This window comes from Micromonospora rifamycinica (genome assembly GCF_900090265.1).
GTDB classification, from domain to species: domain Bacteria; phylum Actinomycetota; class Actinomycetes; order Mycobacteriales; family Micromonosporaceae; genus Micromonospora; species Micromonospora rifamycinica.
Genome location: NZ_LT607752.1, coordinates 4,842,990 through 4,864,857, shown reverse-complemented (window position 1 = coordinate 4,864,857; position 21,868 = coordinate 4,842,990). Strand labels below are relative to the sequence as shown.

18 protein-coding genes and 1 pseudogene are annotated in these 21,868 nt (G+C 73.6%); 8 read left to right on the top strand and 11 right to left on the bottom strand.

Translation table 11 applies throughout. The features are described 5' to 3' along the window. Positions 1-68: 68 nt before the first annotated feature. Entirely contained in the window at positions 69-2,126 is a 2,058-nt protein-coding gene (locus GA0070623_RS20220; RefSeq protein WP_067306599.1) for an ATP-binding protein, read from the top strand. After that, a complete protein-coding gene (locus GA0070623_RS20215; RefSeq protein ID WP_067306602.1) occupies positions 2,126-3,289 on the top strand; it encodes an acyl-CoA dehydrogenase family protein in 1,164 nt (387 codons plus the stop codon). Before GA0070623_RS20220 ends, GA0070623_RS20215 begins: the two co-directional genes overlap by 1 nt. Positions 3,290-3,297: 8 nt before the next feature. Here the strand turns inward: GA0070623_RS20215 and GA0070623_RS20210 are convergent, their stop codons facing one another. Both GA0070623_RS20210 and GA0070623_RS20205 read right to left on the bottom strand, forming a co-directional pair. Continuing rightward, on the bottom strand, positions 3,298-4,338 hold the full coding sequence (locus GA0070623_RS20210; RefSeq protein WP_067306605.1) for a hypothetical protein: 1,041 nt from the start codon (positions 4,336-4,338) through the stop codon (positions 3,298-3,300). After that, on the bottom strand, positions 4,335-5,276 hold the full coding sequence (locus GA0070623_RS20205; protein ID WP_067306607.1) for a transporter substrate-binding domain-containing protein: 942 nt from the start codon (positions 5,274-5,276) through the stop codon (positions 4,335-4,337). The genes GA0070623_RS20210 and GA0070623_RS20205 overlap by 4 nt, the downstream gene beginning before the upstream one ends. Before the next feature lie 178 nt (positions 5,277-5,454). Here GA0070623_RS20205 and GA0070623_RS20200 point away from each other — a divergent pair, with 178 nt between their 5' ends. After that, positions 5,455-5,841, top strand: a complete 387-nt coding sequence (locus GA0070623_RS20200) for a hypothetical protein (protein ID WP_157517512.1) — start codon at positions 5,455-5,457, stop codon at positions 5,839-5,841. On the opposite strand, the gene GA0070623_RS20195 is transcribed toward GA0070623_RS20200, so the two are convergent. The 7 genes and pseudogenes from GA0070623_RS20195 to GA0070623_RS20165 form a co-directional block, all read right to left on the bottom strand. Then, positions 5,828-7,396, bottom strand: a complete 1,569-nt coding sequence (locus GA0070623_RS20195) for a serine/threonine-protein kinase (RefSeq protein ID WP_067306613.1) — start codon at positions 7,394-7,396, stop codon at positions 5,828-5,830. The two genes, GA0070623_RS20200 and GA0070623_RS20195, sit on opposite strands and share 14 nt — an antisense overlap. 174 nt (positions 7,397-7,570) lie before the next feature. Further along, positions 7,571-7,969 (bottom strand): annotated as a pseudogene (locus GA0070623_RS20190) (hypothetical protein); the annotation flags it as partial. A gap of 179 nt (positions 7,970-8,148) precedes the next feature. Continuing rightward, complete coding sequence (locus GA0070623_RS20185; RefSeq protein ID WP_067306615.1) at positions 8,149-11,724, bottom strand: adenylate/guanylate cyclase domain-containing protein; 3,576 nt, start codon at positions 11,722-11,724, stop codon at positions 8,149-8,151. After that, entirely contained in the window at positions 11,721-12,518 is a 798-nt protein-coding gene (locus GA0070623_RS20180) for an MBL fold metallo-hydrolase (protein WP_067306617.1), read from the bottom strand. The genes GA0070623_RS20185 and GA0070623_RS20180 overlap by 4 nt, the downstream gene beginning before the upstream one ends. Before the next feature lie 276 nt (positions 12,519-12,794). Further along, positions 12,795-13,256 (bottom strand): RidA family protein, encoded by a 462-nt coding sequence (locus tag GA0070623_RS20175; RefSeq protein WP_067308201.1) that lies wholly within the window; start codon positions 13,254-13,256, stop codon positions 12,795-12,797. Between the two features lie 10 nt (positions 13,257-13,266). Further along, positions 13,267-13,422: a hypothetical protein gene (locus tag GA0070623_RS30430; protein WP_088959894.1), complete on the bottom strand. Its 156-nt coding sequence runs from the start codon at positions 13,420-13,422 to the stop codon at positions 13,267-13,269. A gap of 57 nt (positions 13,423-13,479) precedes the next feature. Next, positions 13,480-13,950, bottom strand: coding sequence for a hypothetical protein (locus tag GA0070623_RS20165; RefSeq protein WP_067308198.1), 471 nt, complete (start codon positions 13,948-13,950; stop codon positions 13,480-13,482). Positions 13,951-14,273: 323 nt separating this feature from the next. Here GA0070623_RS20165 and GA0070623_RS20160 point away from each other — a divergent pair, with 323 nt between their 5' ends. The 3 genes from GA0070623_RS20160 to GA0070623_RS20150 are packed head-to-tail and all read left to right on the top strand — an operon-like array spanning position 14,274 to position 17,065. Next, positions 14,274-14,858: an Rv0361 family membrane protein gene (locus GA0070623_RS20160; protein WP_067308195.1), complete on the top strand. Its 585-nt coding sequence runs from the start codon at positions 14,274-14,276 to the stop codon at positions 14,856-14,858. A 26-nt stretch (positions 14,859-14,884) separates the two neighbouring features. Next, complete coding sequence (locus GA0070623_RS20155) at positions 14,885-15,862, top strand: ArsA-related P-loop ATPase (protein ID WP_067308192.1); 978 nt, start codon at positions 14,885-14,887, stop codon at positions 15,860-15,862. A 54-nt stretch (positions 15,863-15,916) separates the two neighbouring features. Then, positions 15,917-17,065: an ArsA family ATPase gene (locus tag GA0070623_RS20150; RefSeq protein ID WP_172898432.1), complete on the top strand. Its 1,149-nt coding sequence runs from the start codon at positions 15,917-15,919 to the stop codon at positions 17,063-17,065. Positions 17,066-17,113: 48 nt separating this feature from the next. Here the strand turns inward: GA0070623_RS20150 and GA0070623_RS20145 are convergent, their stop codons facing one another. Beyond that, positions 17,114-17,434, bottom strand: a complete 321-nt coding sequence (locus GA0070623_RS20145; protein WP_089004137.1) for a WhiB family transcriptional regulator — start codon at positions 17,432-17,434, stop codon at positions 17,114-17,116. A 402-nt stretch (positions 17,435-17,836) separates the two neighbouring features. On the opposite strand from GA0070623_RS20145, the gene GA0070623_RS20140 reads away from it, so the two are divergent. After that, on the top strand, positions 17,837-20,248 hold the full coding sequence (locus GA0070623_RS20140) for a penicillin-binding protein (protein ID WP_067308220.1): 2,412 nt from the start codon (positions 17,837-17,839) through the stop codon (positions 20,246-20,248). A 164-nt stretch (positions 20,249-20,412) separates the two neighbouring features. On the opposite strand, the gene GA0070623_RS20135 is transcribed toward GA0070623_RS20140, so the two are convergent. Continuing rightward, positions 20,413-20,868, bottom strand: coding sequence for a GatB/YqeY domain-containing protein (locus GA0070623_RS20135; RefSeq protein WP_067308182.1), 456 nt, complete (start codon positions 20,866-20,868; stop codon positions 20,413-20,415). Between the two features lie 25 nt (positions 20,869-20,893). Between GA0070623_RS20135 and GA0070623_RS20130 the strand changes: the two genes are divergently transcribed. After that, positions 20,894-21,787, top strand: coding sequence for a metallophosphoesterase (locus tag GA0070623_RS20130; RefSeq protein WP_067308179.1), 894 nt, complete (start codon positions 20,894-20,896; stop codon positions 21,785-21,787). Positions 21,788-21,868 lie beyond the last annotated feature (81 nt).

Genomic DNA, 21,868 nt, shown 5'->3' with positions numbered 1-21,868 from the left:
GCCCCGTGAGCGCGAGGAACGCAGCGCAGCGGAGTCCCGCAGTCGCGAACGAAAGCCAGGGGGCACGGGTGATTCGGAAACTGCTGGTGGCCAACCGGGGGGAGATCGCCCGGCGGGTCTTCGCCACCTGCCGGGCGCTGGGTGTGGCGACGGTCGCCGTGCACTCCGACGCCGACGTGGACGCGCCGTACGTGGTCGAGGCCGACGAGGCGGTCCGCCTGCCGGGGAACACGCCGGTCGAGACGTACCTGCGGATCGAGCTGATCCTGGCCGCGGCCCGCCGCACGGGCGCGGACGCGATCCACCCGGGTTACGGCTTCCTCGCCGAGGATGCCGGGTTCGCGGCGGCGGTGACCGACGCCGGCCTGACCTGGGTCGGCCCGCCGGCCGGGGCGATCGCGGCGATGGGCGACAAGATCGCCGCGAAGGAACTGCTGGCCGGGGCGGGGGTGCCGATGCTGCCCTCCTGGACCGACGACGACATCACCGACTTTCCGGTGCTGGTCAAGGCGTCCGCCGGGGGCGGCGGGCGGGGGATGCGCCTCGTCCGTGACCCCGCCGACCTGCCGGCGGCCGTGGAATCCGCGCGCCGCGAGGCCGCCGCCGCGTTCGGCGACGGCACGGTCTTCGTCGAGCGGTACGTCGAGCACGGCCGGCACGTCGAGGTGCAGATCTTCGGCGACACCGCCGGTACGGTCGTGGCGCTCGGTGAGCGGGACTGCTCGATCCAGCGGCGGCACCAGAAGCTCGTCGAGGAGGCCCCTGCGGTGCTGCCCGACGGGGTCCGGGAGCGGCTGCACGCCGCGGCGGTGGCCGCCGGGCGGGCGGTCGGCTACGTCGGGGCGGGGACGGTGGAGTTCCTGCTCGCCCCGACGGGCGAGTTCTTCTTCCTGGAGATGAACACCCGGCTCCAGGTGGAGCATCCGGTCACCGAGGCGGTCACCGGGCTGGACCTGGTACGGCTGCAACTGCTGGTCGCCGAGGGTGGTGCCCTGCCGGTGCCGGCGACCCCGCCCACCGACGGTCACGCCATCGAGGTGCGGCTCTGCGCGGAGGACCCGGCGCAGGGGTTCCGCCCGGCCACCGGCACCCTGCACCGGTTCGCGGTCCCCGGGGTGGCCGGCGAGTTCGCCCCGACCCGTGGCCTGCGGCTCGACTCGGGGGTGCACACCGGTTCGACGGTGGGCGTGCACTACGACTCGATGCTGGCCAAGCTGGTGGCCTGGGCGCCGACCCGGGCGGAGGCGGCCCGGCTGCTCGCCGGGGCGCTGGCCCGCGCCGAGCTGCACGGGGTGGCCACCAACCGGGACCTGCTGGTCCGGGTGCTGCGCAGTCCCGAGTTCGGGTCGGCACAGGTTGACACCGGGTTCCTGGCCGCGCACCCCGGGGTCTTCGCGCCGCTGCTGCCGCCCGAGCGCCTCCCGCAGGCGGCGCTGGCCGCCGCGCTGGCCTGCGCCGCCGCGCGACGGGCCACCGCCCCGGTGCTCGCCGGTCTCCCCTCGGGCTGGCGCAACGTGCCGGCCGTCCCCCAGGTCGTCCGGTACGCCACCGCGACCGGGAACGAGATCGAGGTGCGCTACCGGCTGGACCGGTCCGGCGCACTCGCCGACTGGTCCACGGACCCGACGGTCACCGAGCCCGACCGGACCGTCGCCGAGCCCGGCCCGACGTCCCCCGACGGCACGGGTGCCGCACCGGACGACCCGTCCACCACGGGACCGGGGCCGGTGGTGGCGCTGGTGACGGTGGCGCCGGACCGGGTGCTGCTCGACGTGGCCGGGGTGCGGCGGGCGTTCCGCGTACACCGGGCGGGGTCGGTGGTCTTCGTGGACGGCCCGGACGGCGCGACGGAGCTGACCGGGCTGCCCCGCTTGCCGCTGCCCCGCGCGGCGTTGGCGGTCGGGTCGCTGCTCGCACCGCTGCCCGGCACGGTGGCCCGGGTGCACGTCGGGGTCGGTCAGCGGGTCGCCGCCGGTGACCTGCTGCTGACCCTGGAGGCGATGAAGTTGGAACACCCCGTGCTCGCCCCGACCGACGGTGTGGTCGCCGACCTGCCGGTGCCCGCCGGTGGGCAGGTCGAGACGGGCGCGGTGCTGGCCGTGGTCGATCCCGAGGAGGCACCCTGATGAACTTCGACCTCACCCCGGAGCAGGACCAGCTCCGGGATGCCGTCCGCGCGCTGGGCCGCCGGTACGGCCACTCCTACTTCGTCGAGAAGGCGAAATCCGGCGGGCACACCACTGAGCTGTGGGACGAGGCCGGTCGGCTCGGCTACCTGGGCGTCAACGTCCCCACCGAGTACGGCGGCGGCGGTGGCGGCCTGACCGAGCTGGCCATCGTCTGCGAGGAGCTGGCCGCCGCCGGCTGCCCACTGCTGCTGCTGGTGGTGTCGCCGGCCATCGCCGCCACCGTGATCAACCGGCACGGCACCGAGGAGCAGCGCAAGCGCTTCCTGCCCGGGTTCGCCGACGGCTCGCTGAAGGTGGTCTTCGCGATCACCGAGCCGGACGCCGGGTCGAACTTCCACCGGCTCGGCACGGTGGCCCGCCGCGACGGCGACGACTGGCTGCTCTCCGGCCGCAAGTGCTACATCTCCGGCGTGGACGAGGCGCAGTACGTGCTGGTGGTCGCCCGGACGGAGGACGCGGCGACCGGGAAGCTGAAGCCGGCGCTGTTCCTGGTGCCGACCGATGCGGCCGGGTTGACCCGGTCCCGGCTGGACATGGAGATCGTCTCCCCGGAGAACCAGTTCCTGCTCTACCTGGACGACGTCCGGCTGCCCGCCGACGCGCTGGTCGGCGGGTCGCTGGACGCCGGCCTGCCGGCGCTGTTCGCCGGGCTGAACCCGGAGCGGATCACGGTCGCCGCGATGGGTGTCGGCACCGGCCGGTACGCCATCGAGCGGGCCACCGACTACACCGCCACCCGCAAGGTCTGGGGTGGCCGCAGCATCGGCGCGCACCAGGGGGTGTCCCATCCGTTGGCGCACGCGGCGGTGCAGGTGGAGCTGGCCCGGCTCATGATCGCCAAGGCGGCCACCCTGTACGACGCGGGCCGCGACCTGGAGGCCGGGGTCTCCGGCAACATGGCCAAGTACGCCGCCGGGGAGGCCGCCGCACTGGCCGTGGACACCGCCGTGCAGGCCCTCGGCGGGGCCGGCATGACCACCGAGTACGGCGTGGCGACGCTGCTCGGCGCGGTGCGGGCCGGTCGGATCGCCCCGGTCAGCCGGGAGATGATCCTCAACTTCGTCGCCCAGCACGTACTCGGTCAGGAGAAGTCCTACTGACCCGGGGGTCAGTTCACCGCGCGGCAGGCAGCGTCGGTGCGGTGTACCGGCCGCACCCGCCGACCCAGCCCCTCCAGCAGCGAGTCCTCGACGTGGTAGTCCCGGATCCGCAGCCGGTGCCGGGGCAGCTCCTCCTCACTGGGGCAGAGCACCTGGGCGCGGACGTCGTCCACCGGCACGTAGCGGACGCCGCCCCGCTCCTGGAGCAGCACCATGTTGACGTCGTCCACGGTGACCACGTGCCCCCGGACGTCCTCGGTGACACCGGGGCTCGACTCCACGGTGGTCACGGTGAGCGGCAGCACCGGCGTGGTGATCACCGGCAGCGCCGCCCAGACCAGCATGGCCAGCACCGCCGCCTCGGTGACCGAGGCGAGCGGCCGGATCACCGCCCCGGGCAGCGGGCCGGTCACCGTGAGCGCGAGCAGCGGCGGGACGACGAGCAGCGTCAGGGCGAGCAGTTCCCGTTGCTGCCACGCGTCGACCAGGGTGGGGGCGAGCAGCCAGCCGTAGCCGACGAGCAGCGCCACCACGATCAGCACCCGGGGCAGCGGGTGCTCGTGCAGTCGCGCCGGGGTGAGCTGGAAGGCGGCCACGAACGCCGGCAGCAGCAGGGGCAGGTAGAGCAGCTGCCAGGTGACCAGGGCGGTGAGGAAGCTGGCCAGCACGAACCAGGCCGGGGTGAGGTCCGCCCAGCGGACGAAGAGCGGGCGACGCACGGTGGGCGGCATCCGTTCGACGCTGACCCGCAGCACCGCGCCGAGTGCGAAGACCGCGACCAGGCCGGTGGAGAGCAGCCGGGCGGCGGTGGTGAGGAAGCCGGCCAGCAGGTTCACCGGCCCGACGTTCGCCACCAGCAGCAGCGTGGTCTGGAGTTCGCCGCCCGCCTCGACGCCGAGGCGCAGCACGGAGAAGATGGCGGGCACCCCCACCACCGCCGTCCAGAACGACTGGCTGGCCCGGGCCCGCCGCTCCACCGCCGGATCCCAGCCGTCACGCACCGCGACGGTGGTGCCACCCCGCTCCTGCGGTACGGCCGGGGCGGTCACCGGGTCGGCGCCTTGTCGTCGAAGTCGACCAGGTCCGGCACGTTCAGCGGCTGCGGCTGGGCCTTCTCCGCCTTCAGCCATGGGCCCAGGGTCCGGTTGTACGCGGTGAGCCACGGGCTGCTGATCCCGCTGCGCCCCTGAAGGTAGCTCTTCTGGAGCGCGAAGGCCACCAGGTCACGCAGGGCGGGGTCACCGATCGGCACGCCGATGCCGAGCAGTTCACTGGTGCCGAAGGGCATGTCGACGATCTCGAACTCGGTCGGGTAGAGGGACAGGAAACCGGCGAGGATCGTCTCGTCGGAGCTGACCGCGTCGTAGCGGCCCTCCCGGATGCCCTTGACGCAGTCGCCGACCTCCTTGACCACCAGGGCTTTCACGTCGTGCTTGGCCAGCTCGGCCTCGGTGGTGGAGCCACCGCTGGTGCAGACCTTGTACGCCGGCTCACGGAGGTCCTCGATGGTGCGGATCTTGTCCTTGAGCCGGGTCGGCACCATCACCTCCTGGGTGGTGACGAAGTACGGCCCGGCGAAGCTGACCAGCTTCTCCCGCTCCTCGGTGATCGAGAAGCTGGAGACCACCAGGTCGACCACGCCACCCTGGAGGGCGGGGATCCGGTCCTCGGTGGTGACCGAGACCCACTCGATGCGCTGGTCGCCCTCGTAGCCGAGGTAGGAGGCGACGTAGCGGGCGATCTCCACGTCGAAGCCGACGTGTGCGCCGTTGCGCAGCTCGCCCATCAGCGGCTCGGTGGTGGCCACCCCGATCTTGATCTTCGACTGACCGTCGATGTGCGACTCCCGCAGCTTGTCGCGCACCGAGGGCAGGGACGGCTCGCGGCGGTTGTCGCAGCCCGCGGCGGCGGCCAGGGTGAGGGTCAGCGCCACCGCCAGGGTGGTGGCGACCGATCGGACCCGGTGGCGGGCGGACGTGTCGTTCATCGGCGCACCTCGCTGACGGACAGCCTGGGGGACACCGAGAGTAGCCGCTCGTATCCATCCCCGCCCCGCCGCCCGGCCGGCCGGTGTCGCCACCCCGACGGCGTCACTGTCGGCAGAACGGTCAACCACACCGAGCCGTACGGATTGACAGCGCGCCCATCCGGGCCATGCTTGTCGGGTGAGGCGAATCCTGAGACCGGGCGCGCGGACCGTGGCGACGGTCGGCGCGTTGGCAACCGGCGTGGTGCTGGTGGTGCTGGCCTTCCGGCATCCGGCCGGCATCCTGACGGTGGGGCTGGCCCTGCTCGGTGTCGTGTTCGCGACAGTGACCGGCACCGCGCTGGCCGCGCTGCGCGAGCGCGACCCCGGGGAGGCACCGGTCGCCGTGCCCGTCCCCGGTCAACTGGCGGCGGGTTCGTTCCTCGACGCGGACACCCTGGACGCGCTCGACACCGCCGCGGTGCTCAGCCGGCTGAATCGGATGCGCGAGGTCAGCGACCAGTCAGTGTCGGTGCGCGAGGTCAGCGACCAGTCAGTGTCGGTGCGCGAGGTCAGCGACCAGTGAGGGTCGGTGCGACCAGCGCGTCCACCCCCCGCCCGGCGAGGCAGCGGTAGGTCCGGTCGGGATCCTGCTCGGCGGGCGGCAACACCTCCAGCCGCCAGCCGTTGGTGTAGTCGATCCCGCTGGTCAGCCGGAACGTCCGCGCGTTGCACACCGCCCGGACCGTCGGGTCGGCGCTGATCACGGCGTGCCCGGCTCCGGCCAGCGCGGCCGGTAGCTGCCCCTCGACGTACGTCTCCCAGGTGTGCCGCCCCTCGCAGGACAGCTGCGGAGCCTCCGCCCGGTCGGCACGCAGCCGCACCGGGCCGAAACACTCCAGCACCGGGGCGCACCGGGCACCCGGCGGCAGGGTCGCGGCCGTGCCGTCGGCCGCGCAGCCGGGCAGGGTTCCCCAGCGGGCGGCCGGGCTGGACGAGCCGACCGTCGTCGGGGAGGCGGTTGGCCCGGCCACCGGCGGCGCACCACCGGCGACCCAGGCCCCGGCGCTCGCCGAGGCGGCCAGCGCGAGCACCCCTGCCCCGCCGAAGAACCAGCGCCGCCGCCGACGTTCGCCGTGCGCCACCGTCGGCTGGTCGTCCTGGGCGGGTGGGCGCGGTGCGGGCTGGCCGGTCGTCCGCCCGGGTTGGCCGGTGGTCCATCCGGGATGGCCGGTGGTCCACCCGGGGGAGTACGGCCCACCGCCGCCCGACGGCCCGCCGGAGACCGGCGCACCGCTGACCGGGGCGGGGGCCGGGTCGAGGGGCAGCGCGGTGAGCAGGTCACGCAGTTCGAGCGCGGAGGGGCGGGCGTCGGGGTCGTTGGACATCCCGGCGCGGAGCACGTCGACGAGTTCGTTCGGCACCCCGGGCAGGTCGGGGATCGGCTGGTGGAACATCTCCAGCACGGTGACCAGGCTCGGGTTGCGCTCGGTCTGCCAGCGCGGGGGGCGGCCGGTCATCACCGCGTAGAGGGTGGCGCAGAGGGCGTACACGTCGACGGCCGGCGACGGCGGGCTGTGGTTGAACATCTCCGGCGGCGCGTAGGCCGGGGTGAGCACCTCCAGGGTGACCGAGGCGTCCCGCGCCTCGGCCAGCACCGCCAGCCCGAAGTCGGCCAGCACCGCCGAGTTGAAGTGCGAGTGCAGGATGTTGGCCGGCTTGACGTCGCGGTGCAGCACCCCGGCCGCGTGCGAGTGGGCCAACGCATCCGCGATCTTGATGCCGAGGTCGCGGGTCTCGGAGGCGTCGAGCGGCGAGGTCCGCATCCGTTCGGCGTACGACCCGTCGCAGAGCTCCATGATCAGGTACGGGTGCCGGTCGACGGTCACCCCGACGTCGAAGAGGTCCACCACGTGCGGGTGCGACGACATCCGACCGGCCGCCCGCGCCTCCCGCAGGAACCGGGCCTGGTCACGCTCGTTGTCCAGGGTGCGGTTCTCCACCTTGACGGCGACCTCCCGACCGACGGAGATCTGGGTGGCCCGGTAGACGGTGGCGTACCCGCCACGGGCAAAGACCTGCAAGTCGGTCAGACCGGGCACAATGGGCAGCCTGGCGGCGCCGGGCGGGGTCTCGGTCACGGCTCGAAAATACCTGTTCCGCCGGGCCGCTCAGCGGTCCGTACCGGCGGGAGCGGCCGGGCCGGCAGCGGCCGACCCGATCTCCGCATCCTCGGAAACGTCGCTGACCTGGCCTTTCGTCGACCCCGCCGGAGAGATGGGAGCGCTACCGTCCCCCTCGGCGACGACGGTCACCGATCGACGGGCGTCCCACCGCAGACCGAGCGCGGTCGCCACCGCACCCGCCCCCTCCCAGAGCGCCACCCCGATGAACCGGTCCGGCGCCACGTCGGCCAGCACGGTCAACGTGAAGACGGTGAAGGTGACCAACCGGAAGACCACCGTGAACCGGTAGAACGCCCGCCACTCGGTCGCCACCGCGAGCAGGTAGTAGACCCCCATGTTGAACGAGGCCATCGAGGACGCGGTGAGGAACGTGCCGGTGTAGTCGCCGGCCGCCCGGGTCTGCGGCACCGCGAAGCCGAGCATCCGCAGCTGCGCCTCCGGCCACACCAGGCCGAGCGCGCCGAGCAGCACCGCCAGCACCCCGAAGACCGCGATCGTCCAGCCGGCACCCGAACGCGGCAACCTCATCTGTCCCCCCACCCCGACGGCACGACCGGCACCGAGGGGCGGTCGCGTGAAGTGACACGCTAACCGTCCCCACCGACGGGCACATCACCGGAACCGACAGACCTGCCCTCCGGCCCCGACCGACCGCCCCGACCTGCCCGCACCGACCCGCGCCCACCCGACGGCCGCCCCGACCACCGTCAGACCCCGGCGGCCAGCCGGTCCCGCAGGGCATCGGCACTGGCCCGTTCACTGCGCTGCTCGGTCGCGTAGGCCAGCCGCACCGCCTCCTGCGCGCTGGCCAGCGCCTCGACCGGACGACCGGCGACAGCCAGCGCCTCGGCCAGCACGCACGCCCCGATCACCTGACTGCGGACGTCCTCCGCCGGGGCGGCGACCGCCCGCCGCGCCCAGTCCAACGCCTGCTCCGACTGGCCGTGGGCGAGCAGCGCGGACGCGTAGCGGGCCAACGTCTGCCGGCGGGAGAAGAGCAGCGTCGCCGTCTTCGCGGCGGTCGTCGCCACCGGGGCGAGCAACCCGACCGCGGTGGCCGGATCCCCGGCGGCGAGCCGGGCGGTGGCCAGCAGCACCCGGGGCGCGGCCTGCGCCGGAGCCTGCGGGTTGTGCGGTTCGACGGCGGTCAGCACCGCGCGGGCGTCCCGCTCGGCGGTCTCGCAGTCGCCCATGTCCAACGCCACGAAGCCCCGCAGCGTACCGGCCATCCCGGTGAGCAGCGGGTGCGAGGTCCGGCCGGCGTACGCCAGGGCGTCGGTGAACAGGTCGGCGGCGTGCTCCGGCTCGCCCAGCCCGCGCGCCACCACCCCCCGGACGACCAGGGCGAACCCACGCCCCCAGTCGTCGGAGACCGCCGCGAAGTCCCGGTACGCCCGGCGGGCCGCCCGGTCCGCCTCGGCCACCTCGCCCAGCTCGGCCCCGGCGAACGCCTCGACCGCGCGCAACGTGCCCACCGCCCACGCTTCGCCGACCCGTTCCCCGAACGGCAGGAAGATCCCGGCCAGCCGGCAGGCCTCCCCGAGCCGCCCGGCCAACAGCCGGGCGAAGGCCGTGGTGCCGCGCAGCCAGGCCCGCCCGTACGGGTCCTTCAACTCGGCGAAGAGCCGGGCGGCCCGGCCGAGCACCGCGTCGGTGCCGGCGAAGTCACCCCGGGTGGTGGTGACCCAGGCGAGGTTCTGCAACGCCCAGGCCTGCCCGCGCAGGTCCTTCGCGGCCAGGCTGATCTGGTAGGAGGCGGCGAGCCGGCTGCTGGCCTGCCCGAGCCGGCCGGCGACGAAGTCGGCCATCCCCAGCCGGCGCATCGCCGAGGCGCGCAGGTTGGTCACCTCACCGGCGGTGGCCACCTGCAACGCCTCCTGCCAGCAGGCCACCGCCCGGCCCTGGTCGCCCAGGGTCTGGTGGGCCTGGCCGGCGAGCAGCAGGGCGCTGGCCCGGGTGCCGGCGTCGTCACCGGCGTTGGCGGCGATCTTCTCGGCGAAGGCGAGCGCGTCACCGGCCCGGCCGACCTGGAGCAGGGCGCGGGCGTGCGCCACCCGGTCGGCCGGGGGCATCCCCTCGCGGGCCAGCTCGGCGGCGCGTTCGGCGTACTCGACGGCCAACGCCGGCTCACCGACCTGGAGGGACCGGCGGGCGGCCCGGCCCAGCGCGGCCACCCCCAGCGGGGCGACCGTGCGGGCCGGCGAATCCGGGCGGAGCTTCACCGCGTCGGCGAGGGCGACGGCCCGCTCGACCTGCTCGGCCACGAAGTCGTCCCGGGCCGCGTCGGTGAACCCGCCCGGCGGGGCGACCGACGAGCCGGGCGCTTCGGTGGCCCAGCGGGCCAGCGCGGCGTGCCGTTCGGCCAGCTCCGCCTTGCTCACCCCGGTGTAGGCGGCCTCGCGCATCAGCGGGGTGGCGAACGCGAAGCCGCTGCGGGTGCGGTGCAGCATCCGGCGTTGCAGCAGCTCCTCCACGGCCCGTTCCAGCTCGACCGCGGCCACCGCGGCGGGCCGGCCGTCCCGCCCGGCCCGTTGCTCGCGCAACGCCTCCAACGCGCCGGCCGGCACCACGTCACCGACCACGGCGGCGTCCCGCAGGGCCGAACGGGCCTCCGGCGGGAGGGCGTCGATCCGGGCGGCCAGCACGGCGGCGAGGTCGCGGGAGAGCAGCCGGCTGCCCAGCGAGCCGGGCACCAGCCGCCAGCCGCCGTCCGGGCCGGCGGTCAGCGCTCCCCGCTCCCGCAGCAGGGTGACCAGCTCGGCCAGGTAGAAGGCGTTGCCCTGGGCGGTGGCGAGCAACCGGTCGGCGTCGGCCTGGGGCAGCCGGCCGCCGTTGAGGTAGCTGGTGAGCAGGCGGGAGGCGTCCGCACCGCGCAGCGGCGGCAGCGGCTGCACCTCGGCGTCGGCGATCCAGGTCAACGCCCCCGCGGTCCGGACCAGCTCCGGGCGGCCCAGCAGCATCACCAGCACCGGCCCGGTGAGCCGGGACAGGGTGGCCCCGAGCGCGTCGATGGTCTCGGCGGTGGCGTCGTGCAGGTCGTCGACGACGATCACCAGCGGCGCCTCGGCGGCCAGGGCACTGAGCAGCCCGGCCACCGCCACCGGCACCGCCTCGGCGTCGGCGGCCGGCGGGGTGGCCCCCCATCCGCCCTGTTCACCCGGGCTGCCGGCGGGCAGTTCGGCGTAGCCGAGCAGGGCCAGCAGCTGGTCGGCGCCGATCGGCGGTGCGTCGGCGCGCAGCCGGCCGAGGCGCTGGCCGAGCCGGCGCAGCCGCTCCTCCACGGCCGGCCGGGTGAGCGCCGTGGAGGTGTCGTTGGGCAGGCCGACGGCGGCCCGGACCAGGTCGGCCAGGGGCGCCAGCCGACGTCGCTCGCCGAAGGCCGCACAGCGGACCGAGAGCACCCGGGCGCCGCTGTGGGCGGCGTACCGGCCCGCGCCGACGTCGTAGCCGGCGGCGAGGCGCTCCACCTCGGCGGCGAACCGGGACTTGCCGATCCCCGCCTCGGCGGTCATCAGCAGCACCCGGGGCTCGCCCCGGTCGATCACCTCGGCGAGCCGGCCGGCGACCCGGCCGATCTCGGTCTCCCGCCCGACGAAGGGCGCCTCGTCGCCGAGCCCCGACCGGGTGCCCGGGGCGTCCAGCAGACCCAGCAGCTCGTACGCCTCGACCGGCTCGCGCTTGCCCTTGAGCCGCAGCGGGCGCAGCACCCGCCAGGAGGCGACGTGCCGGGTGGCCGAGGAGGTCCGGGCACCGGCGTAGATCGCGCCGACGGCGGCGGCGTCGGCCAGCCGGGCGGCGGTGTTCACGGTGTCCCCGATGACCGTGTACTCGATGGCGGCCTGGATGCCGGCGATCACGTCCCCGGTGTTCAGCCCGACCCGCAGGCCGAGCGGCGCTCCGCCGCCGCGCTCGTCGTCGAGCACCCGGCGGACCGCCCGCTGCATCGACAGGGCGGCCCGGACGGCCCGCTCGGCGTCGTCCTCGTGGGCCACCGGGGCACCGAAGACCGCCATGATCCCGTCGCCGGTGAGCTTGTCCACGTGCCCGCCGAACGTCTTGACCGCACCGGCGAGCGCGGCGAGCACCCGGTCGGTGACCGCGCCGACCCGCTCCGGGTCGAGGTCCTCCGACCACGAGGTGAACTCGGACAGGTCACCGAAGAGCACGGTGACCACCCGACGCTCGGCGGTCGGCAGGGTGGCGGCGGCCGGCAACGCCGCCCCGCAGTTGTGGCAGAACCGCGCGCCGGGGACGGCGAGCGTGCCGCACACCGGGCAGGTCACGGCTGCTCCACTCCCAGGTACTCCAGTTGGGCGCGGACCGACCACTCGGCGGCCCACCACAGCGACCGGTCGACGTCCGCGTAGACCGTCGCCACCACCTCGGGCGCGGTGCGGGCGCCCGCGGCGACGGCGGCCCGCACCTGGTCGAGCCGGGCCCGGCGGTGGGCCAGGTAGAAATCGGCCGCCGCGCCGCAGTCGGCCAGCGCCGGGCCGTGCCCGGGCAGCGCCGCGGTCCCCCGGTACGCGCCGAGCCGTTCCAGGCTGGCCAGGTAGTCGCCGAGGTCGCCGTCGGGGTGGGCGACGACGGTGGTGCCCCGGCCGAGGATGGTGTCCCCGGTCAGCACCACCCGCTCGGTGCCGTACGACACCAGGAAGCAGAGCGAGTCGGCGGTGTGCCCGGGGGTCGGCACCAGGTCGACCGTCAGGCCGGACGCGTCGAGCGGTGCCGCCCCGGTCAGCGGCGCACCGCCGATGGTGTGCGCCGGGTCGGCGGCGCGTACCGGTGCCCCGCCGAGCAGTTCGCTCAGCCGGGGGGCGCCCTCGGTGTGGTCCGGGTGCCCGTGGGTGATCAGCACCAGCCCGACCGGCCCGCACGCCGCGACGGCGGCCAGGTGCGCCTCGTCCGCCGGCCCCGGGTCGACGACGACGGCGTGCTCCGCGCCGGGGGCGCGCAGCAGCCAGGTGTTGGTCCCCTCCAGGGTCATCGGCCCAGGGTTGGGGGCACGCAGCAACGTCACCCAGTCCGGCAGCCGGTCGGCCAGCGCGGCCGGCGGTGCCGTCACATGCCCGGTCATGGCTGCGATCGTACGACCCCGCCCGCCACTCCCCGCGATCTTGCCGAGTCGGTGCATCCGGTTCGTGGCTGTTCGCGGCTTTCCACCGGCCGACCGGCCCGGGGGCGTGGTGCCCACCGGGCCGGCGGACCAGGGAACGACGCACCGCGGCAACGAGCCGCTCGTGCCGCGCGGCGCGACGGTGGCTCGTTGCCGCGCGGCGCGACGGTGGCTCGTTGCCGCGCGGCGCGACGGTGGCTCGTTGCCGCGCGGCGCGACGGGGGACGGCTCGGTGGCTCAGCCGACCTCGACGATCAGCTCGACCTCGACCGGGGCGTCCAGCGGCAGCTCGGCCACCCCGACGGCGGAACGGGCGTGCCGCCCGGCCTCCCCGAAGACCGCGCCGAGCAGGTCGGACGCCCCGTTGATCACGGCCGGCTGGCCGTGGAAGCCCGGCGCGGACGCCACGAAACCGGTCAGCTTCACGATCTTGACGATGTTCTCCAGGCCGACCAGCGAGTCGACCGCGGCGAGGGCGTTCAGCGCGCACCGCTCGGCGAGATCCTTGGCCTGCTCGGGCGAGACACCCGCACCGACCTGGCCGGTGGCGAGGAGCTTGCCCTCGGCCACCGGCAGCTGGCCGGAGACGTAGACGTGCTGGCCGGACTGCACGGCCGGGACGTAGCTGGCCACCGGCGGCACCACGTCGGGCAGGGTCAGGCCGAGCTCGGCGAGCTTGGCGTGGGGTCCGTTGCTCATCGTCGGACCCTCAGCCCTTGGGGCGCTTGAGGTAGGCGACCAACTGGTCCGGGTTCGGGCCGGGGACCACGGCGACGAGTTCCCAGCCGTCCTCGCCCCAGTTGTCGAGGATCTGCTTGGTCGCGTGGACCAGCAGCGGGACCGTGGCGTATTCCCACTTCTGCATCGGTGGAGGGCTCCCTTGCCTGACGAGGACTGTTCCACCGACAGCCTACGGTCCGGGCTACGACCGGGGCGCGGGACGCTGCTCCGGGGTGGTCGGCAGCTCGCCACACTGCCCGGCGTGGTCGTACGGCTGGGGGCAGCGGGACCGGTCGGGCAGCAGCAGGTCGCAGAAGACCCGGTGCCGGTTGTTCTGGTCGTCGACGGTGGAGACGGTCGTCTCGCCGGCGTCCAGCTCGACCAGGAAACCGAGCGAGGTGGCCACGGTGCCGGCCAGGGCGGTCGCCGCCGTCAGGTCGGCCACCCGGATCGGCAGGTGGATGACGTAGCCGGGGTCGTCGTCGTCGCGGCCCCGCTCGGCGGAGCGGCCGAGCAGCCGCAGCACCTCGGCGGGTTCGGCACAACGCCGGTAGGACCGCTCGTTCACCGGCAGTCCACCACCCAGCCCGTCCGCGTCGCCGGTCGAACCGGCCCGCCTCCCCCGGTCCCCCGGTGAGAACTGGGCTCGGGCGATGTTCTCCGCGTCGCGCATGTACCTGCCTCCGGCCTCGTACCGTGAATGACCGACCGGACCGGGCGCCGACCCGATCCGCTCCCCCACACCCGGACGAACGTAGGACCCGCCGGTGCGGGGGACAACGGGACGCGCACGGCCGAACACCTCAAGTCACATATGCGACACTCGCGTGGTCCGCAAGCTGACCGCGTTCCCTCGCGGGTCGTGAGCAGTCCGCCACGGGCCGCCCATCGACCGCTACCCTTGCGCCTCGGACGGGCGATCAGGGGTCGCCCGCCGCGCCCGTACCCGCGTCGTCGCCAGGGGCGGCGACGGCGCCCCATTCCCCGGGGGACCACATGACCCAACCACCGTTCGGTGGCCCGAGCGGATCGCCAGGCGTCCCGGCGTCGCGGCACGACCCAGCAGACCAGGGTGGTACGACCACCCCCCGCAGCTCCGCGTCCGACACCCCGCCGGGCTACCCGGCGTACCGGGCACCGGCACGGCGACGCGGGGCGCTGGTCGCCTCGCTCGCGCTGGCCGCGGCCGTGGTGCTCTGCGGCGGCGGGACGCTCGCCTTCCTGGCCCTGCGCGACCGCGAGAGCGGTGCGGGCGCCAAGGAGCCGACGGTGGCGGTCGACGGCTTCCTCACCGCCGTCTACCAGGACCGGGACGCCGGCAGGGCGGCCGACTTCGTCTGCGCGGAGGCACGCGACCAGCAGAAGATCAGCGCGAAGGTGGCCGAGGTGCAGAAGTACGCGACCACCTACACCAGCCCGCGGTTCCGCTGGTCCACCCCGACGGTCGACAACCAGAACGGTGACCGGGCCACGGTCTCCACCAAGCTGACCATGACCACCGCCGACGAGAAGATCGCCGAGCAGCAGCTGCGGTTCACCGTGGTACGGAAGACGGGTTGGTGGGTCTGCGAGGTCGGCTGACCCCGGGGGGTGGATAGGCTCGACCGGTGCGAGCAGCTGAGCGGCCGGCCGACCCGGCCGGCACCGGGTGGCCGTCCCGCCTGCACGTGGTGACCGGCAAGGGCGGCACGGGCAAGACGAGCGTGGCGGCGGCGCTGGCGCTCGCCCTGGCCACCGACGGCCGGCGCACCCTGCTGGTCGAGGTGGAGGGGCGGCAGGGCATCGCCCAGCTCTTCGGGGTCGAGCCCCTCCCGTACGCCGAGCGTCACCTCGCCGACGCCCCGGGCGGCGGCGAGGTGCGCGCCCTGGCCGTGGACGCCGAGGAGGCGTTGCTGGAGTACCTCGACATGTTCTACAAGCTCGGCGCGGCCGGCCGGGCGCTGCGCAAGCTCGGCGCGATCGACTTCGCCACCACCATCGCGCCCGGTCTGCGGGACGTGCTGCTCACCGGCAAGGTCAAGGAGGCCACCACCCGCACCGTCGGCCAGCGCCGGGTGTACGACGCGGTGGTGCTGGACGCGCCGCCGACCGGCCGGATCGGCCGCTTCCTCAACGTCACCGCGGAGACCGCCCGACTGGCGAAGGTCGGCCCGATCAAGACCCAGAGCGACGGGGTGTCCGCGCTGTTGCGTTCCCCGATGACCGCGGTGCACGTGGTGACGCTGCTGGAGGAGATGCCGGTCCAGGAGACGGTGGACGCCATCGCCGAGCTGACCCAGCTCGGCTTCCCGGTGGGCCGGGTGATCGTCAACGCCGCCCGCCCGCCGCTGACCACCGGCCGGGAGGTGACCCGGGCGGAGCTGAAGCGCGGGCTGGCCGCCGCCGGGCTGCCGACCGACCCGGCGACCGTGGCCGGGCTGGCCGGCGAGGCCCGGGACCAGCAGGTCCGACGGGAGCTGGAGGATTCCCTGCGGACCGACCTGGCGGAGCTCGGACGGCCGTTGACCGAGCTGCCGTTGCTGCCCGACGGGGTGGACTCGGCCGGGTTGAGGGCGTTCGCCGAGATCCTCCGCCGGGCGGATTGACGCACACCTCACGTCGGCACGGACGCACGGACCCCACCGGCCCGATACGCTCGTTTGGTGCCTTCCGAAGACGCGGCGCCCGTGCTGGACGTCGACCAGATCCTCGCCGACCCCGGCGTGCGGATCGTGGTCTGCTGTGGCGCCGGCGGGGTGGGCAAGACGACCACCGCGGCGGCGTTGGCGCTGCGGGCGGCCGAGCGGCACGGCCGGCGCACGGTGGTGCTCACCATCGACCCGGCCCGCCGGCTGGCCCAGTCGCTCGGCCTCACCGAGCTGGACAACACCCCCCGCCGGGTCAAGGGGATCGACGTCGAGGCCGGCGGCGGTGAGCTGCACGCCATGATGCTGGACATGAAGCGCACCTTCGACGACGTGGTGCTCCAGCACACCGACCCGGCGAAGGCGGCGGAGATCTTCGCCAACCCGTTCTACCAGGCCATGAGTTCGACCTTCGCCGGCACGCAGGAGTACATGGCGATGGAGAAGCTGGGCCAGCTGCACGCCCGGGGCGAGTGGGACCTGATCGTGGTGGACACCCCGCCGTCCCGGTCGGCGCTGGACTTCCTGGACGCGCCGGCCCGGCTCTCCCGCTTCCTCGACGGCCGGATGCTGCGGCTGCTGCTCGCCCCGGCCCGCAGCGGGGGGCGGAGCATGTTCAGCTTCGTCACCGCCAGCTTCGGGATGTTCTCCCGGGTGGTGCAGAAGGTGCTCGGGGCGCAGTTGTTGACCGATCTCTCCGGCTTCGTCGCCGCCCTGGACTCGATGTTCGGCGGCTTTCGGCAGCGGTCCGAGCAGACGTACCGGATCCTGCAGGCCCGGGAGACGGCGTTCCTGCTGGTGGCGACGCCGGAGCCGGACGCGGTCCGGGAGGCGGCCTACTTCGCCGGGCGGTTGGGCGCGGAGCGGATGCCGCTGGCCGGGCTGGTGCTCAACCGGGTGCACCGGCCGGCGGTGGCCCTGGACGCGGCGGACAGCCGGGCTGCGGCCGACCGGCTGGCCGGGTTGGGCGGGCACGACGCCGTGGTCGACGTGCTGCGGGCGCACGCGGCCCTGGCCCAGCAGGCGGCCCGCGAGGAGCAGGTGGCCCTGCGGTTCACCGAGGCGTTCCCGGCGGTGCCGACGGTGTCGGTGACCGCGCAGCCCGCCGACGTGCACGACGTCGACGGGCTGCGGACGATCGGCGCGGCGATCAGCCGGCCCTGACCGGTGACCGGCCCACCGGGCCGGCCACCCACCGGGTCGGTGGGCGTCTCAGCCGGCGGCGGTGACCAGGATCTTGTCCTTGCCGGGCTTGTCCTTGGCGTTCTTCTTCATCGCCGCCTCGAACATCTTGCGCCAGCTCGCCACCTGTGGGTGCCGGCGCAGCAGCGCGCGACGTTCCCGCTCGGTCATGCCGCCCCACACGCCGAACTCGATGCGGTTGTCGAGCGCGTCGGCCAGGCACTCGTACCGCACCGGGCAGCTGCGGCAGATCCGCTTGGCCACGTTCTGCTCGGCGCCCTGTACGAACAACGCGTCCGGATCCCCGTTCTGACACGCCGCCAGCGACGGCCAGTCAGTGATCATCCCCATCTGTTCCCGTCCCCCCTTGCAGTACCTACCGACCTCGTGCGACCAGCCGTCGATCCCCCCGGTCGTCCGGCCCTTCCTTCCCCAAGGAGGCACGGACGACGTGTGGCCCTGTCGCCGCCACCATCATGCTCTGTAGTCACACGATTACGCAACGTTGTCGGCCAAATTGAACATTACGGACAGTCCCGGCGTCCCGGGCGATCGCCCGCCGCTTACCCCGCCGAAGTACGTGAAAACGCTGCGCGGGCTCCACCGATCGGTGGAGACTCGGCGCGGGTCACACGCAACCACGCACCGGGGGTCGTGCGTTTAGCACAACGAGGTCGGCGCACGCAGGAAATGGGGAAAGAACGCCCCGGCGCCCCTCGTTCCCTACTCGCGTACCCTGTCGAGGTGACCTGGATGCGGAAACGTGACCACAATGTCTTCACCAACGCCGCATCGCTACTGATCTGCGGCCTGCTGGCCGGTGTGGTGGTGGCGGCGGCGGCCTTCCCCGCGGTGGCGATGTCCGGCCTGGCGGCCAAGGCCGGCGCCGAGACGTTCGGCGCACTACCCAAGGAGCTGACCGTGGCCCGCGCGCCACAGATCAGCTACCTGCTCGCCAACGACAGCAAGACGCCGCTGGCGACCCTCTACGACGAGAACCGGCGCGACGTCAAGCTGGCGGACATCTCCCCGTTCATGCAGAAGGCGATCATCGCCGCCGAGGACCACGACTTCTACAAGCACAACGGCGTGGACCTGAACGGCATCGCCCGGGCCTTCGTCAACAACCAGTCCGGCGCCAACTCCCAGCAGGGCGCGTCGACGCTGACCATGCAGTACGTCCGGCTGGCCATCGCCTACTCGGCCACCCACCCGGCGGACGTGGTCGCCGCGACCGAGGACACCAGCGAGCGCAAGCTGCGCGAGATGAAGCTGGCCCTCCAGGTCGACAAGGAGTTCTCGAAGGACGAGATCCTCACCCGCTACCTGAACCTCGCCTCCTTCGGCAACGGCGCGTACGGCATCTTCGCCGCCAGCCAGGTCTACTTCGGCAAGTCCCCCAAGAACCTCAAGATCGAGGAGGCGGCGCTGCTGGCCGGCATGGTCAAGGCGCCGACCACCAACGATCCGACCACCCGCAGCGGCTACCCGCTGGCGCTCGACCGACGCAACTACGTCATCGACAACATGGTCAAGACGAACGCCATCACCCAGCAGGAGGCGGACGCCGCCAAGGCGGTCAAGCTGGTGGTGAAGGACAAGCGCACCCCGAACGGCTGCGTCGCCACCAACCAGAAGGACTGGGGCTTCTTCTGCGACTACTTCTACCGCTGGTGGCTCGGGCAGGAGACCTTCGGCTCCACCACGTACGACCGGGAGCGGCGGCTCAAGAGCGGCGGCTACACCATCACCACCACGCTGGACGTGCAGGCGCAGAACGGCGCCGACCGGGCCGTCCGCAAGAACCTCGGGGTGAACAGCAAGGCCGCCCGGATGGTCGCCGCGATCGAGCCCGGCACCGGTCGGGTACGGGCGTTGTCGGTCAACCGGAACTTCAAGATCGATGACCCGAAGAAGCCGCAGAACAAGCTCTCCAGCGACCCCAAGAAGGCCAAGAAGAAGATCCGGGGCAACTACCCCAACACGGTGAACCCGCTGCTCAGCGGCGGTCAGGGCATCACCGGCTACCAGGCCGGCTCGACGTTCAAGATGTTCACCATGGTGGCCGCGCTGGAGAAGGGCGTCCCGCTCGCCTACCAGATCAACTCGCCGGCGGAGTTCAAGTCGGAGTACATCGTCGAGCAGGGCTCACCGGCCGCCTGCCCGGGGACGCACTTCTACTGCCCCAAGAACGCCTCGGCGAGCATGGCCGGCGTGCACAACATGTGGACCGCCTTCGGCAACTCGGTCAACACCTACTTCGTCCCGCTGGAGCAGCAGGTCGGCGCGGAGAACGTGATCAAGGCGGCGCAGAAGCTCGGCATCACCTTCCGTAGCAGCGACGACGCCCGCCGGGCCACCAAGGAGGGCGGCGCCAACCAGTGGGGCGCGTTCACCCTGGGCGTCTCCCTGACCACCCCGCTGGAGCTGGCGAACGCCTACGCCACCCTGGCGGCCGACGGGAAGTTCTGCGAGCCGATCCCGGTGCAGCAGATCAAGGATCCGGAGGGCAACAAGCTCGACGTGGCCAACCCGCGCTGCGAGCAGCGGATCAGCACCGAGGTGGCGCGGGCCGCCGTGGACGCGGCCCGCTGCCCGCTCGGTGACCGCTCGTCGGTCTCGAAGTGCTCCGGGGCGACCGCCCGCAACGTCCGGGGCATCGTCGGCAAGCCGGTGGCCGGCAAGTCCGGCACCACCGACGGCGAGAAGACCTCGTCCCTGGTGGCGATGACCAAGCAGTTCGCGGTCGCCGGCATCATGGCCGACCCGGACTGGGCGCAGACCACCCAGCAGATGGGCCACGACACGCCCACCGGCATCAACCCGGCGGTCTACCAGACGCTCCGGGACGCCATGAAGGGCAAGCCCGGCATCGAGTTCACCCCGCCCAACGGCAAGATCATAAACGGTGACCAACGTTCCATCCCGAACGTCAAGTGCCAGTCGGTGGACAGCGCCCGGGGCGAACTCAAGGAGGCCGGCTTCTCGGTGGTCGTCTCCGACAACAAGGTCAGCTCGGACTGCCCGGCCGGCACCGCCGCCGGCACCAGCCCCGACGGCCGCACCATCAAGGGCGGCGTGGTCACCATCGAGGTGAGCAGCGGGGGCGGCAGCACCCCCGGGAACACGCCCGGCAACCCACCGGGCCGCCCACCGGGTAACTGACCCCGCACCGACGCCGACGGGCGGGCACCCCACCGGGGGTGCCCGCCCGTCGCACATCCACCGCACCCGATCGACAGGACCAACCGCGGTACGGGTGTCAGAACCGCCGAGCTGTCAGCGGCCGAGTCAGACCAGCCGGGTGATCCACTCCTACATCCTCGGTGTCAGAGGCCGAGCTGTCGGCGTACCTCGGCGGCGACGCGACCGCCCTCGGCCCGGCCGGCCACCGCGGCCTGGGCCGCCTTCATCGCCGGGCCCATCTGAGACTTCTCGGTGTAGCCGCCGGCGGCCAACGCCCCCGCGACCAGCTCCGTCAGCTCCTGCCCGGAGAGCTGGGCCGGCAGGTAGCGGTCCAGCACCGCACCCTCGGCGGTCTCCTTTTCGGCCTGCTCGGCGCGACCGGCGTCGGCGAAGGCGGCAGCCGCCTCCCGGCGCTTCTTCGCCTCCTTGGTCAGCACCGCGAGCACCTCGTCGTCGGAGAGCTCGCGCTTGGCCTTGCCGGCGACCTCGGCGTTGCCGACGGCGGCCAGGGCCATCCGCAACGTGGAGGTGGTCAGCTCGTCGCGCGCCTTGAGAGCGGCGCGCATGTCTGCGGTCAGGCGGTCCTTCAGCGTGCTCATGGACGGTCAAACTACCCTGGTCGGCATGCGAAAGCGCACACTATTCGGCCTCGCCGCCGGGACCGTCGCCGCCGGAGCGGCCACCCTGGCGTACGCGTCCCTCGTCGAACGCAACATGTTCACCCTGCGCCGGTTCGACGTGCCGGTGCTCCCGGCCGACGCCGAGCCGCTGCGCGTGCTGCACCTGTCGGACCTGCACATGATGCCCGACCAGCGGCGCAAGCAGCAGTGGGTGGCGTCGCTGGCCGCCCTCGACCCGGACCTGGTGGTGGTCACCGGGGACAACATGGCCCACCCCGACGCGGTGCCCGGGGTGCTGCGCGCCCTGCAACCGCTGCTCGACTACCCCGGCGCGTTCGTCTTCGGCTCCAACGACTACACCGGGCCGGTCTTGAAGAACCCGTTCACCTACTTCCTGCCCGACCGGGAGTACACCGAGGGCGCGGCCCTGCCGTACGAGGAGTTGCGCGACGTCCTCACCGGTGCCGGCTGGGCGGACCTCAACAACGCCCGGACCTCGATCAAGGCCGGTGGCCGGCTCGTCGAGCTGGTCGGCGTGGACGACCCGCACATCGGGCAGGACGACTACCCGGCGGTGGCCGGCCCGGTCCCGACCACCGCCGACCTGTCCATCGCGCTCGCCCACGCCCCGGAACCGGCCCTGCTCGACCAGATGGCCGCCGACGGCTTCGGCCTGCTGCTCGCCGGGCACACCCACGGCGGCCAGGTCTGTGTGCCCGGCTACGGGGCGCTGGTCACCAACTGCGGGCTGCCCCGGTCGATGGCGAAGGGCCTGCACCGCTGGCCCGGCTCCGACTCCTGGCTGCACGTCTCGGCGGGCCTCGGCACCCACCCCACCGCCCCGGTCCGCTTCGCCTGCCCCCCCGAGGCCAGCATCCTCACCCTCACCCCCCGCTGACCCCCTGCTCTGCTGCCCCCACCGCCTCCTGCCCTGCTACGCCTTCTCGCCCACTCCATGATCAGATTGCCGAAATGCAGA